The organism is Pseudomonas sp. LTJR-52 (assembly GCF_003691465.1).
GTDB lineage: Bacteria > Pseudomonadota > Gammaproteobacteria > Pseudomonadales > Pseudomonadaceae > Chryseomonas > Chryseomonas luteola.
The window spans coordinates 1,848,339-1,864,294 of the sequence record NZ_CP033105.1; the positions used below are offsets into that span (position 1 = coordinate 1,848,339).

At 54.3% G+C, this 15,956-nt stretch carries 15 protein-coding genes, 1 tRNA gene and 1 other RNA gene; 7 read left to right on the forward strand and 10 right to left on the reverse strand.

The genetic code is table 11. The features are described from left to right. Window positions 1-254: 254 nt before the first annotated feature. Window positions 255-3,317: a PAS domain S-box protein gene (locus EAW52_RS08605; protein WP_122042112.1), complete on the reverse strand. Its 3,063-nt coding sequence runs from the start codon at window positions 3,315-3,317 to the stop codon at window positions 255-257. Between the two features lie 132 nt (window positions 3,318-3,449). Further along, window positions 3,450-5,234, reverse strand: a complete 1,785-nt coding sequence (locus EAW52_RS08610; protein ID WP_256680760.1) for a bifunctional diguanylate cyclase/phosphodiesterase — start codon at window positions 5,232-5,234, stop codon at window positions 3,450-3,452. A gap of 185 nt (window positions 5,235-5,419) precedes the next feature. On the opposite strand from EAW52_RS08610, the gene EAW52_RS08615 reads away from it, so the two are divergent. Together EAW52_RS08615 and EAW52_RS08620 are read left to right on the forward strand one after the other, a co-directional pair. Continuing rightward, the gene (locus EAW52_RS08615; protein WP_256680761.1) at window positions 5,420-6,007 is read left to right on the forward strand and encodes a DNA-3-methyladenine glycosylase; all 588 of its coding nucleotides are present in this window, start codon (window positions 5,420-5,422) and stop codon (window positions 6,005-6,007) included. 135 nt (window positions 6,008-6,142) lie between these two features. After that, window positions 6,143-7,414 carry a cytochrome P450 gene (locus EAW52_RS08620; RefSeq protein ID WP_122042114.1) on the forward strand — a complete coding sequence of 424 codons (1,272 nt, stop codon included), beginning with the start codon at window positions 6,143-6,145 and terminating at the stop codon, window positions 7,412-7,414. Window positions 7,415-7,533: 119 nt separating this feature from the next. Here the strand turns inward: EAW52_RS08620 and EAW52_RS08625 are convergent, their stop codons facing one another. Together EAW52_RS08625 and EAW52_RS08630 are read right to left on the reverse strand one after the other, a co-directional pair. After that, complete coding sequence (locus EAW52_RS08625) at window positions 7,534-7,866, reverse strand: hypothetical protein (protein ID WP_122042115.1); 333 nt, start codon at window positions 7,864-7,866, stop codon at window positions 7,534-7,536. Window positions 7,867-8,050: 184 nt separating this feature from the next. After that, window positions 8,051-9,139, reverse strand: coding sequence for a hypothetical protein (locus EAW52_RS08630; protein ID WP_122042116.1), 1,089 nt, complete (start codon window positions 9,137-9,139; stop codon window positions 8,051-8,053). Window positions 9,140-9,514: 375 nt separating this feature from the next. Between EAW52_RS08630 and EAW52_RS08635 the strand changes: the two genes are divergently transcribed. Continuing rightward, window positions 9,515-9,985, forward strand: a complete 471-nt coding sequence (locus EAW52_RS08635; protein WP_122042117.1) for an Hsp20 family protein — start codon at window positions 9,515-9,517, stop codon at window positions 9,983-9,985. A gap of 200 nt (window positions 9,986-10,185) precedes the next feature. Here EAW52_RS08635 and EAW52_RS08640 read toward each other — a convergent pair whose 3' ends face one another. The 3 genes from EAW52_RS08640 to ssrA form a co-directional block, all read right to left on the reverse strand. Continuing rightward, the gene (locus tag EAW52_RS08640; protein WP_122042118.1) at window positions 10,186-10,389 is read right to left on the reverse strand and encodes a hypothetical protein; all 204 of its coding nucleotides are present in this window, start codon (window positions 10,387-10,389) and stop codon (window positions 10,186-10,188) included. 158 nt (window positions 10,390-10,547) lie between these two features. Next, on the reverse strand, window positions 10,548-11,036 hold the full coding sequence (locus EAW52_RS08645; RefSeq protein ID WP_122042119.1) for a hypothetical protein: 489 nt from the start codon (window positions 11,034-11,036) through the stop codon (window positions 10,548-10,550). Between the two features lie 146 nt (window positions 11,037-11,182). Next, window positions 11,183-11,536: a transfer-messenger RNA gene (gene ssrA / locus EAW52_RS08650) on the reverse strand. A gap of 296 nt (window positions 11,537-11,832) precedes the next feature. Between ssrA and EAW52_RS08655 the strand changes: the two genes are divergently transcribed. The 4 genes from EAW52_RS08655 (at window position 11,833) to EAW52_RS08670 (ending at window position 14,483) form a co-directional block, all read left to right on the forward strand. Continuing rightward, complete coding sequence (locus tag EAW52_RS08655; protein ID WP_122042120.1) at window positions 11,833-12,642, forward strand: SDR family oxidoreductase; 810 nt, start codon at window positions 11,833-11,835, stop codon at window positions 12,640-12,642. A gap of 856 nt (window positions 12,643-13,498) precedes the next feature. Then, on the forward strand, window positions 13,499-13,714 hold the full coding sequence (locus tag EAW52_RS08660; protein ID WP_010795032.1) for a hypothetical protein: 216 nt from the start codon (window positions 13,499-13,501) through the stop codon (window positions 13,712-13,714). Between the two features lie 86 nt (window positions 13,715-13,800). After that, window positions 13,801-14,115, forward strand: a complete 315-nt coding sequence (locus tag EAW52_RS08665; protein WP_122042121.1) for a hypothetical protein — start codon at window positions 13,801-13,803, stop codon at window positions 14,113-14,115. 128 nt (window positions 14,116-14,243) lie between these two features. Further along, window positions 14,244-14,483: a hypothetical protein gene (locus EAW52_RS08670; protein ID WP_010795030.1), complete on the forward strand. Its 240-nt coding sequence runs from the start codon at window positions 14,244-14,246 to the stop codon at window positions 14,481-14,483. 35 nt (window positions 14,484-14,518) lie between these two features. Here EAW52_RS08670 and EAW52_RS08675 read toward each other — a convergent pair whose 3' ends face one another. The 3 genes from EAW52_RS08675 to EAW52_RS08685 all read right to left on the reverse strand — a co-directional run bounded on the left by EAW52_RS08675 (window position 14,519) and on the right by EAW52_RS08685 (window position 15,931). Next, window positions 14,519-15,343: a substrate-binding domain-containing protein gene (locus tag EAW52_RS08675; RefSeq protein WP_122042122.1), complete on the reverse strand. Its 825-nt coding sequence runs from the start codon at window positions 15,341-15,343 to the stop codon at window positions 14,519-14,521. Window positions 15,344-15,552: 209 nt separating this feature from the next. Continuing rightward, a tRNA-Pro gene (locus tag EAW52_RS08680) sits at window positions 15,553-15,629 on the reverse strand. A gap of 80 nt (window positions 15,630-15,709) precedes the next feature. Beyond that, the gene (locus tag EAW52_RS08685; RefSeq protein ID WP_122042123.1) at window positions 15,710-15,931 is read right to left on the reverse strand and encodes a YgdI/YgdR family lipoprotein; all 222 of its coding nucleotides are present in this window, start codon (window positions 15,929-15,931) and stop codon (window positions 15,710-15,712) included. Window positions 15,932-15,956 lie beyond the last annotated feature (25 nt).

A 15,956-nucleotide genomic window follows, 5' to 3' on the forward strand; every position in this document is an offset into this window, starting at 1 on the left:
CGCTAAAGGTTCGTTTTTCACGTACGGCCATTGAGCGAAGCGACGGATTTTAAAGGTATTTGCCTGCTTTTGGACACTAAAAGCGCAAAAGCCGATCGCCAGCAAGGCGTAATGGCCTATTGATATAGGGTCGTTGAATGCGTTTGTGGAGCACAACCCTGACAATCTTGCCTTATACGGGCTTATTCAGGCGCCTCGTGATATGAGTCATGCCCTTCGGGAAAGGGGCATGATTCTTAGTCTCCTGACGCGCATCAATCTTGAGCCTTGATCATCTCTTGAATCTTGCTGGCCAAGGCATCCACATTGAACGGCTTGGTAATGATCTCCATGTTTTCGCCCAGGTAGCCTTCGACCTGGGCGCCTTCGGCATAGCCTGTAGCAAACAGGATCTTCAGCTCCGGTCGCAGGGTTCTGGCTACATCGGCCAGCTGGCGGCCGTTCATTCCCGGCAGCCCCACGTCGGAGATCATCAGATCGATCTGTTGACCATTTTGTAGCAGAGGAATCGCCTGCTGCGCATCGACCGCCTCAAGCGAGCTATAGCCCAGCTCATCGAGCACTTCGACGATCAGCGAGCGGACAATGGTTTCGTCCTCCACGACCAATACGGTCTCTCCGGAGCCTTTAAGCAATTGTCTTTCGGTATTGATCGCGTGCTCATCCAGCGCGCCACGGTATCGAGGTAGATATAGCCTGACGCTTGTACCTTTACCCTGTGTGGAGAAGATACGGACCTGTCCCTTGGATTGTTTGGCGTAGCCATAAATCATGGACAAGCCAAGACCGGTACCCTGACCGATGGGTTTGGTGGTGAAAAACGGATCAAAGGCGCGCTCGATAACCTCTGGGCTCATGCCCGTCCCGGTATCGTTTACACACAGCACGACATAGTCACCTGGCGCCAATGTCAGGTGTGGATCGTCAGTGTGCTCATCAAAGTGCGCCGAGGAGGTGGCAATAGTGATCGTTCCGCCCTCGGGCATGGCATCACGGGCATTGATCACAAGGTTAAGCAGCGCGCTTTCCAGCTGATTCGTATCGGTAAGCGCCGGCCATAATCCTGCTGCAAGCGTCGTATCGAGGGCTATCTTTTCACCAATGGTGCGTCTGAGCAGCTCCTCCATCGACGCAACCAGGGTGTTCAGGTTGACCGGTTTGAGATCCAGAGCCTGGCGCCGCGAAAAAGCCAGAAGGCGTTGGGTGAGGGCGGCTGCACGTTGCGCCGACGTGACGGCAGCGCTCATATAGCGTTCCAGATCCTGGGCACGCCCCGATTCATAACGGCGCTGCATCAGGTCCAGCGAGCCGATAATGCCCGTCAGCAGATTGTTGAAGTCATGGGCGATACCGCCGGTGAGCTGACCGACAGCTTCCATTTTCTGGGATTGACGAAGTTGATCCTCAAGCTGACGCTGCTCGGTAATATCCCGACCAACCGAATAGATCAATCCTTCCTCGGGTACGGCTGTCCAGGAGGTCAACCTATAGTTGCCATTCTGGTGGAGCAGGCGTACCTCGTAGGAACGGGCCCGCCGTTCCTGATCAATGATGCTGAGCCCATGCGTGACGCGGTCAACATCATCAGGATGAATGAATTCAAGATAGTTTCTGCCAAGCAGATCGTTTTCCGACCAGCCTAGCGTCTCGTACCAGGCCTCGTTCACCGAAATGAGTCGGCCATCCAGTTGGCAGACCTTCATCAGATCGTTACTTAAACGCCAGATTCGATCACGCTCGCGCGTGCGTAGCTCAATCTGCCTTTCAAGCTCCTCCCGTGAGCGGGAAAGGACCTCGCGAGCATCGATGATGTCCTGAATATCGGTCGATGTACCAAACCAGCCCTCGACCGCACCACGCTCATTACGTACCGGCTGAGCCCGTCCGAGCACCCAGCGGTATTGGCCGGAGCGATGGCGAAGCCGAAACTCTGTGCGGTAGGGCTCGCCACTTGTAAGGCATTGCTGCCAAGACGCCCAAGTGGTCTCACGATCATCGGGGTGAACCATCTCAATCCACTTGTCGCCATCGGTATGTTCTGCCACCGATCCGGTGAATTCGTACCAGCGCTCGTTGAAGTAGTAATGATGACCATCCGGGCGACTGGCCCAGACCATCTGGTCAATGGAGTTCGTGATGGCCTTGAAGCGTGCTTCGCTTTCCGACAAGGCGGTTTCGGCCTGCTTGCGCGCGGTGACGTCCAGAAAGAGCACAACAAAGCGGGTAGGGTCCAGACGCCTTAACCAGGACTCGAACCAACGACCTTCCAACGCCTGCAGCTGCAGTTCAAAATGTACGGGATCGTTATGACGTATGAAGCGTGCATAACCCTCTATCAGCGTGTCATCGATATGAGGTAGTGCTTCGCGGAGGGTCCGGCCTTGCACCTGCTCGGGCGGAAGCCCGGTTAGCTGGCTGAACGCTGGGTTGACCTCGATAAAACGGAAGTCAACCATATGGCCTGTTGCGTCCAGGATGGGCTCTGCGACGAAAAACCCTTCCTGCATCTCCTGGGTAAGGTTGCGCAAGCGAGCATCGCTTTCAAGGCGAGCCTGCTCGGCCCGCTTGCGATCGGTGATGTCGTAGCACACACCAAAATAACGCATGCCTTCACGGGTATTGACCAAGATAGGCTCGCCTCGACGAGCCATCCAGCGTTCCTCTCCGTTGTCAGGCCTGCGGATACGATACTCGACGTAATCCAACGCACCCTCTAAAAACTCATGACTGTTGGTGATAACACGTGCGCGATCTTCAGGATGGATGAGTGCAATCAGCTCCTCGATCTGAAAGCTCTCCTGCTCAGGCAGCCCCCAAAGCTGGCACATCTCCCGAGACACAGTTATGCGTCCTTGATCCGGGTGCAATTCGAACGTTCCGATCTCTCCTACCTGTTGAGCCAGTCGAAGGCGCTCTGCAGCAAGACGCTCGGGTGTGCGATCACGCAGGATCTTGGAATAGCCCATCAGCACGCCATCCCTGCGCAGCGCACTCATCTCGCCGCTGGCCCAGAAGCGTGTGCCATCCTGCTTGATATGCCACCGCTCATCCTTAGCACAACCGCATTGGGCGGCTTCTGTCATCTCAACGTTAGGCCGATCCTGTGCACAATCTTCTGGTGTAAAGAAAATAGATATCGGCTGGCCAATGGCTTCGGCTGCCGTCCAGCCCAGGACCTTTTCCGCGCTGGGGTTCCAGTCCACGATGGTCCCTGACAGGTCAGACACGACCACGGCATAGTCAGAGGTATTGGCCAATACCAGTTGGGCCAGTTCACCAGGGCTCAAGGCGCTGAGGGAGGATCTACCGGATTCCATAAGTAATACTTTTTTCTATCGGTTCATGATGTGACAGAAAAAGTAAGGGTTTATCCCATTGATAAGAAAACCGCCTTAAGAGGCTGAGAATTGCTAGACGGCTTTGTTGTTCGATAGGACTCAGGAGGAACTTTAATAGCGAAGCGGTCTGCTCTCGAGCCATTCAAGCAGGGCAAGGGCCGGCATGGGACGAGCCATGAGGTAGCCCTGACCTTCATCGCATCCCCAGTTTCGCATCAGCTTGTAGATCTCCTCGGTCTCGATGCCTTCAGCCACTACCCGGTAGTCCATCTCCTTGGCCAGTTTGATCATGGCCTTGACGATGCGTTTATCCTTTTCCTGCCGAAGCGTATTGTGGATGAAGGACTGGTCAAGCTTGACCACAGACGCCGGAATATCCCGCAGATACGACCAGTTGCTGTAGCCCGTACCAAAGTCATCGATAGCGATGACGATCCCGAGATCATGGATGCGCTCCAGTTGGCGCTGCACAACTTCGGTCTGCCGGATCAGGGCGCCCTCGGTAAACTCCACCTCCAGCCGCTGCGCCGGCAGATCATATTCCCTGAGAAGGGCAGTCAGCGTATCGGTAAACACTTCATCGTCCAGATCGGCCGCGGATACGTTGATGGCTACCGTCAGGTTCAGTCCCTGTTGTTGCCATGCCTTCGCCTGTTTGACCGCAGCCTTGAGTACCCACAGGCTGACTGAGCGAATCAGGAACGTCTTTTCAGCCAGCGGTATGAATTCGCCTGGGCTGATGTCGCCTAGCGTAGGATGGCGCCAGCGGAGCAGGGCTTCCACAGACGTACACTCACTGGTAGCCAGCTGGATTTTAGGCTGGAAGTAGAGCCTGAGCTGATCGTCCGCCTGAAGTGCTATCGTCAGTGCGCTCAGCAGGCGAAAGGCGCGCTGCTGCGCGTGGTCGCGGCGTGGGCTATACATCTCCCACCCAGCATTGTTTTCCCGTGCATCGTCTGCCGCGCTGACCAGCGAACGTATCCAGTCCGTCGAGCGTGCCTTTTCCTTGTTAAGGACCAGAATGCCCAGACCTATCTGCGTCTGGATGGGGATGGTGTCGCAAACCAGCGGCGCCTCAAAGGACTCGAGGATGTGCCTGTAAAGCGTTTCAGTTGTCTCCGTTTCTATGTTCGCCAACATAAAGGCAATGCGTGTAGGACTGATTCTGTAAAGTGCAAGATCCCTGGGTACAACAGCCTGTAGGCGGTCCCTGATCAGAAGCATGAGCTGTTCTGAAAACGTATAGCCCAACGCTTTGACGATATCGTTGAGGATGCGGGGCGCAATCACATCAACTGCCACCAGCGTGATCGGAAGATCCTGGTCCGAGAAAAAGGTCGAGACATCTCTCTCCAGGCGAGGGCGATTGAACAGGCCTGTCGGTAGATCAATGAAGTTGAGGTTGCGCAGCGTTTCCACACGCGCCATGACCAGCTCGGCAAGCTGACTCAGCAGCTTTACCTGATGCTTATCCAGAGGAGGCCGTGGCTTTGTATCAATGATGCATAAACTGCCCAGCCCAAGGCCTTGTTGAGTCAGTAGGGGAGCGCCTGCGTAAAAGCGGATATGAGGCTCCCCCGTAACCAGCGGATTGTCCCTGAAGCGATGGTCTTGGGTAGCATCGCTGACCATGAAAAGCTCATCACTCAAGATGGCATGGTTACAGAAGGAGTGCTCACGCGGCGTTTCGCTGATGGTAAGCCCGACGCTTGCACTGAACCATTGCCGGTGAGTATCGATAATTGAGATCAGGGCAATCGGGACCTGAAACAACTCGGCAGCCAGCGCAACAATCCTGTCGAAAGCGCGATCCGGTTCCGGATTGATCAGGCATAGCTGCCGGATTTCTGCAATCCGCTTGGACTCGTTCGCGGGGTTGGGCACTAGGTTGTTCATGATTGTTATCAGGCGTGGGCTATTTTGGGATCATATGGGTTTTGTGATACATGTCAGATTTAAAAAATTCCTACCAAGCGTTTAGAAAATTCCTGTTAAAGCAACATCAAGATCGGCCGATAAGGTTGCACACGTTCAATCTGGAATGATCGTTCAACGGCACCTGAGGTCCTCAGGAGTGTCATGTGTCTCTAAACTGTATAGGCAATATGACCTTGACTGTACCGATTGATTTTGCATCTCCTGCCCATGAGGTGGCGCATCAACTAATTGGCTGGGTTTTTACCGTTAATGGTGTAGGCGGGCGGATCGTCGAGACCGAAGCCTATGATCGCGAAGACCCGGCCTCCCATAGCTTTTCCGGGCTTACGCGGCGTAACGCCACCATGTTTGGGCCGCCAGGCCATCTCTATGTTTATCGCTCCTACGGCATCCACTGGTGCCTGAACATCGTCTGCTGCGACACGGGGCATGGTGCGGGTGTGCTGATCCGCGCATTGGAGCCCCTGGAAGGAATTGACATCATGCGTGAGCGCCGCGGACTCGATACGCTACGCCTGCTATGTGCAGGCCCGGGGCGTGTGTGTCAGGCTCTGGGAGTTACCGGAGAGCACGACGGGCTTGTACTGGAGTCGCCAGGCCTCGATTTGACCGCACCGTCAGCGCCTTTTGAGACGATTTCAGGACCACGGATCGGTATCACCAAGGCGCGCGATGTGCCCTGGCGGTTTGGTTTGAAAGGGTCCCCTTTTCTAAGCCGCAGCTTTCGCTAGTCTGACGGCTGGTCGCTACATACAGCACCTTTGGCGTGTCTGCAGGGTCGATTAAGGCATCACGCGTGCGTTCGCCTGCCCATCGGTAGAGCGTTACGGCAATGTGCAAGTCGATCAATTGGAGTGCCGTCGTTTATGTCAGCGATCCCTAAAGACCCCCATCTGGACAGCTCTATCACCTTGCTCAAGGAGGGATACCGCTACATCCCTGAGCGCTGCCGTCGTTACCAGAGCGATGTTTTTCAGGCGCGCCTGCTCATGCAGAACACTATCTGTCTGTCCGGGGAGGAGGGGGCCAGGCTATTTTACGACGAGTCGCTTTTCATGCGGGAAGCGGCCGCCCCCCGTATGTTGAAAAAGACCCTGTTTGGCTTTGGCTCCATTCAAGGGCTGGACGGGCAGGCGCACCGCGTGCGCAAGCAGATGTTCATGTCATTGATGACGCCCGACAATATCCAACGACTGACGGCCCGGTACGCCGAGCAATGGCAGCGAGACATTTCCGCCTGGTCCGGTAATCACGAAGTTATCCTGCTCTATGCAGCCCAGTTTCAGCTCTGCCGGGTCGTTTGTGAGTGGTCCGGCGTGCCGCTGCCCGAGGGTGATGTAGCCAAGCGCCGTTCGCAGCTCACCGCTCTGATTGATGGCGCGGGTGGAATAGGGCTTCGGCACCTCAATGGCCGAAAGGCCCGCAAAGAAGCTGAAGCCTGGATTGCAGATCTCGTCACGCAGGTGCGTCAGGGTGCGTTGAATCCGGCTCCGCAAACGGCCTTGCATGTCTTCAGTCACCATAAGGACAGTGATGGCAACCGGCTTGACCCTAAAACGGCTGCGGTCGAAATTCTCAATGTGCTGAGGCCTACCGTAGCGGTTGCACGCTTTGTAGTCTTTGCTGCCTGGGCCCTGAACAAGCACCCCGAGTGGCAACAACGGCTGCGCGACGAGCCGAGCATGCTGGAACCCTTTGTACAAGAAGTGCGGCGCGTCTTTTCGTTCTTTCCCTTTACAGTGGCGCGTGTTCGCAAGAACTTCGAGTGGAAAGGCTATCCCTTTACCAAGGGAACTCGCGTTCTGCTGGATCTCTATGGCATCAATCATGATGCGAGAATCTGGAAGGACCCTGAGCGATTTGATCCTGAGCGGTTTCTGACCTGGGACGAAAACCCGTTCGGTTTTGTCACTCAAGGCGGTGGCGATCATCATCAGAACCATCGCTGCCCCGGTGAGTGGATTACGATCGAGCTGCTAAAGGTGGCAGTCAAGGCGCTTACGCAGTGGATGCGTTATGACGTACCCCCGCAGGATCTGTCGATCGATATCACGCGTATTCCAGCTCTCCCGGAAAGTCGTTTTGTGATCAGCCATGTGCGGCCGGTGGTGCGTGAGTCTGCGGAGAGGGTTCAATGAGCGAAGGCTAAGGCTCAGCATTCGAACCTTTAGCGCCTGTGCGTCAGTGCAACGGCTGTGGATCAGCAGCGCCTTGGCCTCATAGGAAGAAGCCTCGCATCAAGCGAGGCTTCTTCCAGCTACCAGCGCGGCGGGGGGCCGTAATAGCCAGGTGGCGGGCCATAGTAATAATGTGGCGGCGGAGCAGGAGCTACGCGTACAACCTGGGTCTCGTAATAGACAGGCTGCGCCGGGTAGTAAACCACCTGTGGCTGGGGCGGCGGTGGAGCCGCTTGTACGTAGACAGGCGCTTCAGCTGCGCGTGAGTTAGCCACAATCGCTCCGCCAACGATTGCCCCGACCACGGCTCCGAAAATGGCAGGCCCTGGGCCATGTCCGCCGTGAGCGGAGGCCTGGCCGGCCGCTGCGAGGCAACCTACCAGAAGCGCAATCTTGGGTATTTGACGAATCATGAACGTCTCCTCCTCAGGAGCCCGGCTATATAAAAGAAACCGGCTATTCAATAAAACAACGAAGCGCTGTAAAGAAAAAGAGGAGGAAGGTAAAGGTTGTGTAAGGCCGGTTACTGGCAGATAAACGGTTGGTTATGAAACTCAGGCGGCTGGACCCGTTTGGCCAACCACCTGAAAGACACGATTACTGGCTAACCGTTGCGGAGTTGCCTGTTCCTGTTTGCTGGATATAGGCCTGGCTCCAAGCGTTGGTCTGGTTGAGCTGAATTTGGTTTACATCGCCGGTCTGGGTGATGGTAGAGAGCAGGAAGTCTCCGCTCTGGGTGGTACTGACGAGGTTGTCATTCCCTGTTTGCGTGATATCTACCCCTCCAATCGTACCGTTCTGGGTGATGTTGACTTCGTTGTTGTCTCCCTGGCTGATCAAGGTTGCGCGCTGGTCCATACCGTCCTGGCTGATATTCAATTCGTTGTTGTTGCCGGACTGAGTCATGGCCTGCGTATTGTTCCTTCCAGCCTGCTCGCTGGTCATGACGTTATTGTTTTCATATTGAGCGAGTCGAAGACCGTTACCAAAGCCGGACTGCTTAACCGTTATGGTGTTATTCGCATCATACTGGCCGGTCCAGAGTTCATTATCGAATCCCTGCTGGCTGGCATTCACCACGTTCGAATCACCGCTCTGCCCAAAAAACATCGTTAGATCCGAGCCGTATTGACCGCCCATGAAGGCGCCTTGCTGATTGGCATTCACCGTGTTGTTGCTGCCATATGTATAGGCTTCAGCCAGGTTGTTTGAGCCCGCCTGGGTAATGGATGAGGTATGTCCAGTGCCCTCCTGATAGACCGTAACGGTAGAGTCGGTCGTACCGATCTGCTGGACAGCTACCGTGTGGGCATCACCGCCTTGAGTGACGGTAATCGTACTGGTTGAAACGTCATCCTGTCCTGCCAGTACCGTGTTATTGCTGCCGTTCTGGTCAGTGGTGATGCTGCTCTCTTCGGCATAGGCCTGAGTTGCTCGGCTTAGGTTGGCGTTGCCAGCTTGAACCTGCTCTATCGTGCTGTTGTTACTGTTTGTCTGTTCGGCAATAGCCTGATTGTCATCGCCGGTTTGCGTCTGCGTCGCCGTGTTGTAGGTTCCGGCGCTTTGGTTGAGGATTACTTCGTTGTTATTGCCTTCCTGAGTTAGTGTGGCCGAATCGAATGCTGCCATGGCCGAAAAGCTGGTCAGAGCAGATACCGCCAGTACAAGAGGTTTCAAACTGAACATAGAGACTCTCTCCTTGATCGTTGATAACGTCCATGCACGGATCGCCCGCACTGCCTGCCCCTCGGGACGCCAGCCTGGAGTTTCGCCCTAACGCTCATGGCAATCAGGCAAAACGGGCCAAGTCTCTATGGCTGTTCGTGAATAGGCTATCGCCCAAAAGATGGTTTATTGGTCGCCAACGTCGTCTATCAGGATTAAATCCTGCTCCATTCTGTTTGATTTGTCTGATTCGATCAGTCCGACTATAGATCCATGACTTACCGTTCGTCGGGCGTACTACTTGAAAAAAACGAGCGGGTTCCTATATGGAGTTCTGCGGGGCGCCGAAGCCGGGCCTTGCGTTGAAACTTGCTGATGACTCAGGAGATTCCCTATATGAACACTGCATTCTCTCTTGCTCCCTTGTTCCGCCATTCCGTTGGATTCGACCGCTTCAATGACCTGTTTGAATCCGCGCTACGCAACGAGTCGGGCAGCTCCTATCCACCCTATAACGTGGAAAAGCATGGCGACGATCGCTATCGCATCGTGATCGCGGCTGCCGGCCTTGCCGAAGACGACCTTGAGCTTGAAGTGGAGCGGGGCGTGTTGACCGTGAAGAGCGGCCGCCGTGAGAAGAGCGCCGACAGCGTGACCTACTTGCACCAGGGCATCGCCCAGCGTGCCTTCAAGCTGTCCTTCCGCCTGGCTGATCATATCGAGGTGAAGGGCGCGAGCTTGAAGAATGGCCTGCTCAACATCAATCTGGTACGTGAAGTACCGGAAGAGGCCAAGCCCAAACGCATCGCCATCAACGGTCAGTTGAGTGCCGATGAAAAGCCTGCGCTGGAAGGGCAAGCCGCCTAAGCACAGCGGCGATAAGGCACTAGAGAAAGGGGATGTCATGAACATCCCCTTTTTGTATGGGGCTTCTTAAAAGACCCTGTTTTCATTTGATGCGTCTTTATCTGCATGCTCAGCCGTGATAGACGCAGGCAATAAAAAGCCCCGATTGCTCGGGGCTTAGGGTCGGGCAGAAAGAGAGGGAAACTGCCAGACCCGCCTTATTATCGACCGGGAATATGCAGACTTGAATAGCGGCAGGATGCCAGTGCCTTTAGCTTGCGCTGGCTGCGTTTGCCTTCAAGAATGTAAGTAAAGCCGATAGCCATCAGCAATACACCCTCGATAACGATTTGAAGGTCCTCTGGCGCAAAAAACAGGCAGAAGGATCCTGCAGCAAAGAGTATCAGGCCGAGACAGTAGAACACTTTTCTATCCTTAGCAGCGTCTTAGACTACTCACGAATGAGTGCGGCAGCTCACGTTGCTGCCTGGTATCTACGGTATCGGCTAACTCCGGTTAGCCTTTAGTCTGAAATGAGCGGTAATTGCATAGTGCGAATAATGCCCAGTTGCTGATGGAAAGGTCAGCCTTCGGTAACATCCAAGAGGCGCTGAAGCCCTTCGAGATCATCGTCAGATAGCTTGCCTTTAACATCGCAGGCCCTGTATTCCACGCGCTGGCCGGACGCAACGTACTCGAGCGCTTCCCGGGTCACGGGCGTCGTGAAGTCTTCGCCGTAGATGTCACGAAAGGTGTTGAGCTTGTATTTGCCTTCCATTTCATAGAAGACCTTGCCGTCAATCGTCCAGCGAGCAAAGCGGCAATCGCCAAAGCGGGCTTCGTTGCCAATGCTGGACAGCTTGGCAATGTATGTTGTGATCTTACCGCCTGAGCTTGTTGTCGCCTGGCTAGCCGATACGGTAAACACCAGATCGTTGGCAGATTTATCACCCGTCCAGATTACGGAGCGCCGCTCTCTGAACTCGTCATTCTCATCCGTCAGCTCACCTGCATGGACGACCTGGGAAGCCAGGCATCCTGCTATGGCGAGTAACCAAGCCTTGTATTTCATTATCCAACCATGTCGTTAGTAGCGCCTGCCATGGTGCAGACTGTGGAACATTAAAATATCAAAATGCCATTGTATCGCCTTATTTCTAACAGTAGCTGATTTTAGGCAATAAAAAAGGGCTAGCCGTTTGGCTAGCCCTTTATGCTTGGTGGAGGCGGGGGGATTTGAACCCCCGTCCGCCAGCTCTCCGCTCTTGGCGCTACATGCTTAGCCCAATCTACTAGAGTTAACCCTTAGCGGCCCGATGGGCAGGGCGCTTGGGGCGATCTGTATAAGTTTTAGCCGTTACGTCTACAGCGAACTTGGCGGCGATCCTGTTCTGTCTGACAGTCGTTTCGGGTTTACAGGCATCCCCTAGCGACTGCTAGCCGCGTTAAGCAGCTAGAGCGTAGTTGTCGTCGTTGGCAACTATAAGTTTGCAGCAGCTAATTTACGAGGTCTGCTACCAGCTCGGCATGCTCCTCAAGTTTTGTTACCGGCGTCGAATCCTAATCGCCCCCTTGATGAGTACTGCTCACTGTATAAATGAACAGCCGAGTTGTCAAGTGCCTGATAGTAAAAGGCAGAATCTGAAGAAAGCGGGCTTTCCTCTTTCGGCATTTACATATATGGGGGAAGCGATTCGTTTGTTCAAGGGCAGTTGAAGTTTTATTTTCACCCTATGGTTTAGCGTGGCTACCGACTCGCTGCCAGAACTGTTTTGTAGTGGCGACAGGCTACTTTTATACGGTTGGTTAGGGAGTCGCCCCGGCCTCCAGTAGGTCATACCGCCTATGACCTTTATGGAGTAACCCGCATGACTCAGACGAACAAACCTCTGGCGGTGGTAACAGGTGCCTCGAATGGCATAGGGCTGGAGCTGGCACGGCAATTCGCTCAGAACGGCTTCGACCTGCTTATCGCGTCGCGGGGCAACGGCCTGGATGAGGTCCGGCAGACATTGCAGGCCCTAGGCGCTCAGGTCGAATGTGCGGCGGTTAACCTCGCAACCTATGAAGGAGTGGAGCAGCTCTATTCGGCGTTTCGTGCATTGAGCCGCCCAGTTGATGCGATTGCCATCAATGCGGGTGTAGGCGTTGGCGGCAGTTTCGTACCGGGTACCGAGGCGGAGACGACGCTGGAGAGCGAGCTTAACCTCATTCAGATCAATGTGGTGTCTGTAGTACACCTTGCCAAGTTATTCAGTCGGGACATGGTGGCTCAAGGGCGAGGTCGCATACTTTTAACCTCTTCGATTTCGGGAACCTCACCTGTTCCATTCGAGACAGTATACGGAGCGTCCAAGGCCTTTGTGCGGTCGTTTGGGAATGCCATTGGCAATGAGATGAAGGGAACCGGTGTGAGCGTAACGGTATTGATGCCGGGACCGACCGAAACCAACTTTTTCCACCGGGCCGGTGAGGATGATACTCAGGTCGGCTCAGGCAAGAAGAATGATCCTGCATTGGTGGCGCAGCAGGGATTCAATGCCTTGATGGCCGGGCAAGCCGAGGTCTACGGGGGCGGGCCGGAAGTTGAGCAGGAAGGCGAAGGTCCCAATCGCACCGAGTCTGAGCAGGAAAAAGCCGAGCGTCATCGCCAGATGTCTGAGCCAGGCTCGGCTTAGCCGTTTAGCTTAGTAGCCGTCCCGCCTTGTCCGAGAACCTTTCCAGGCAGTGCCTGAGCCACACTGCCGTTGCGCAAGGTAATAGCACGAGCGGACGATGAGCAGATAGCATCCTATCAGGTGAGATCTTTTGGCGCAGACGGCCAAGCCTGAAGACTGCTGGATGATCGATCCGTGCTCTGTCGCCGAGGCTTACCAGATGCGCCCTCTCTTTTGTAAATCCAGAACGACATCAATGTCACAACGATGCAGAGCGGGAGCCATATAGGGTTCTGGGTATAACACCACGTATAGGTACTGCAGGCGTAAAGCCCTTCGTAGGGCAGTGCCAGGGCAACCAAGCCAAGGGAGGTAAGCCAGAGGGCGAGAGTGTTCATAGGATTGCCGCTACTTCCATGTGGGGACGGACACGCTGACAGTGCGTTCTGGTATGACCGTAAACGCAAAATTAGTTCAGGCCGCTAGCGTGAAATGCTTCTGATAGACGTTTTTATGGCTGGAAGCGGCCGAGTGCCGGAAATCAGGCGTTTTTTCAGGCATGGTGCTTGCTATACCAACGTAAGGATGAGCAGGCACTGGCGCTGAAAGAAAAAAGCCTCGACTCGTCGAGGCTTAAAGACCATGGAGACAAGCAGAAGTAGGGGTGAACTGCTTGCTAAAAGGTTATCGGAGCTTTTCCGGCGTGCTTTAAGCCAAGCTGATGGATGGTTTGAAATTCTTGGGAAGTCCTTGAATTTATCAGCTATTACTTGAAAGGTGCGGGCTTTGCCCCGCCCGTTCGCAGTGCTGACAAAGGAGTGTCACTGAGGTTGTGCTGAACGTTCACCTAGATGCTCAAGATGATAGGTAAGTATTCATGACTGACAGGATATTGGTTGTGTATAGCCAGGCCCTGGCCTCTGTTTTTGGAGCAGCCCTGAAGCTAGGTGTTGATACCGACACCATTGCAGAGCAGGCCAAGCTCGATGTCATCAGCTCAGACAAGTGGGTTTCGGCTGATCTTGTCGGGGATGTGCAGATGGCCATCGAGGATGCGTTAGTCGTTGCGAAGGTTGTAGGTCGCAAGCGCTAAACGCTTCTGGTGTGCCTCAGGTGATGACTGGCTATTTATTAAGGAGTGAACGTTCAAAGCTGCACGGGCAGTTCAAGAGAGTTCTCATGCGCAAAGAGTTTGCAGTTCTATTGCTGGCATCGTCGTTATCCTGGTCTGTTCATGCCGAGCTTACACGCGCGGATCAGTCGCTTTACAACACCCAGCCTCAAAAGGCCAATACGAGCCAGAATCTGAGCAAGGCCGATCTTGCCTGGCATGCTAGCAAGACATTTGGCTTTGATTGCCCTGAAGTCGTCAAGCATAAGCCAATGCTGGGTAGTCACCATTCGATCATCATCTGTAGCACCGGCGCTCGGCTCAAGGTCCATCCATTGTCAGATAGTCGGCCTGTCATGACTCTGGTAGTCAGCTCGTTCTGATCGGGACTTTTCGGCACTCTTGGCTAGAGCGTGACTCCAATCTTTAGAACGTACTGTTGTTCATACAGGGCGACAGATGTTGGATAGAGGTTGTCCATCGGGCAACCCTAATGCTTGGAGGAAACGAGATGGCTGCCGATTACAGTCAAGGGCGCTACCTGGTATTTGGATACGGCGACAAAGCCGTTCAGATTGGTCTGATTGACAATGACGGCTTTGTACGCGCTTCGGATGATCAGGGTAGGTTGATCTACCGCATCGAGGGCGAGCAGGTGTATGACATGGACGACAATTACCTGGCAGACATTGACGAAGGCACAGCGGTAACAGCCAAGGGTGAGCGCTTGTTTACCATCCAGGCAGAATAAGGCGGGGCTGTTGTAAACGCCCCGACAATGGATGATCAGCCTTTCTTGAAGTGCAGCTCGTAGTCAGGATCGACAAGGGGCTGCAATCCACTGGCTTTGATCAGCTCGAATGAAGCATTGGAGCTGATGTACTTGATGAACTGGCGGGCCTCTTCAGGATGGGGCGTGTCAGGTGCCATGCAGGCGGTGTATAGCGTCATCTTCTGCGCCTGATCGGGTATGAGTCCTACGATATCGACGCCCTGCAAAGGACTCAGCTCGCTGACCTGTTCCAGGCCGATTTCCGCCTCACCCCGGGCAATGGCGTCGCCCACTGACTCGTTCGTGATTCTTTTCAACTTGGGCGCAATTCGCTCCTTGATACCCATGAGGTTGAACAGAACATTTTCCAGATACAAACCGCTAGCACTCTCGGAGTAGGCAATTGATTTGGCATCCAGCAGAATCTGTTTGAATTCTTCCATGCTTGTCATGGCCGGATGGCCTTGGCCGTGGGGGACAGCAAGCGCAATATAGGACTTTCCGAAATCAGCGCAGCTGTCTGGATCAATATGACCCTGCTGCTGCAGTTTGGAAATGGCCATGCGGTCCAGCAAAAAGACATCGGCCCGCTCACCTTCGGCCAGTCGACTAGGAATAGTGGTGGCATCGTTGCCACGTGCCGGCGCTACATGGCTGACAAGCTTTCTGCCAAAGGTTTCTTCATAAACAGGGCCGATTTTTTCGATAACGTCCAGAGCGCCCTTAGCACAAAACAACTGAAGTGCAGGGGGAGGTTGCGGCACAGGGCGAGCCGCCGCATGCACAGAAAGGCTCGCCGCGGTCAGGGCGAGCAGGAAAGCGGAAAAGATATTTTTCATAAGCCGAGCTGACCCTGCCGAGCACAAGGCAGGATCGCTTCCTTTTACAGGTAAACACAACCGGAGGCGGGATATTACGTGAACAGGGCGCTTATGTGGGGGCAAAGGACAAGACGTTTGGTAAAACGCTGTCAAAAGACAAGGATTAGAAACAACAAAGCCCGCAAGTGGCGGGCTTTGTTGGCCTAACTGCGATTAGGCCGGGATACTGGTCGGAGCGACTGGATTCGAACCAGCGACCTTCTCGTCCCGAACGAGACGCGCTACCAAGCTGCGCTACGCTCCGAAAGATGGCGCGCATTTTACCTAAAAACTTTTTGCAGACAAGGTTTTAGGTGAATTTTTTTGCGCGCTAACTGCGAAACCTTACAGCTCTTTGATTGTACGAACCTGATCCTTATTGATGCGGGCAGGTTTGCCATCCAGTTGTTCGAACTCATAGAAGCCTGAGTCATCGTCGTACTTGGGTGTATCTACCGCCTGGATCTCACGCCCGTCGTTCAACGTGATCACTGAAGGCGTAGAGCAACCGGCCAGGACGGTAAAACCAAGAGCCAGCAAACAGGCAGGTAGAATCCGGGTTCTCATGTGCAGTCTCCTTTTAAACGCACGT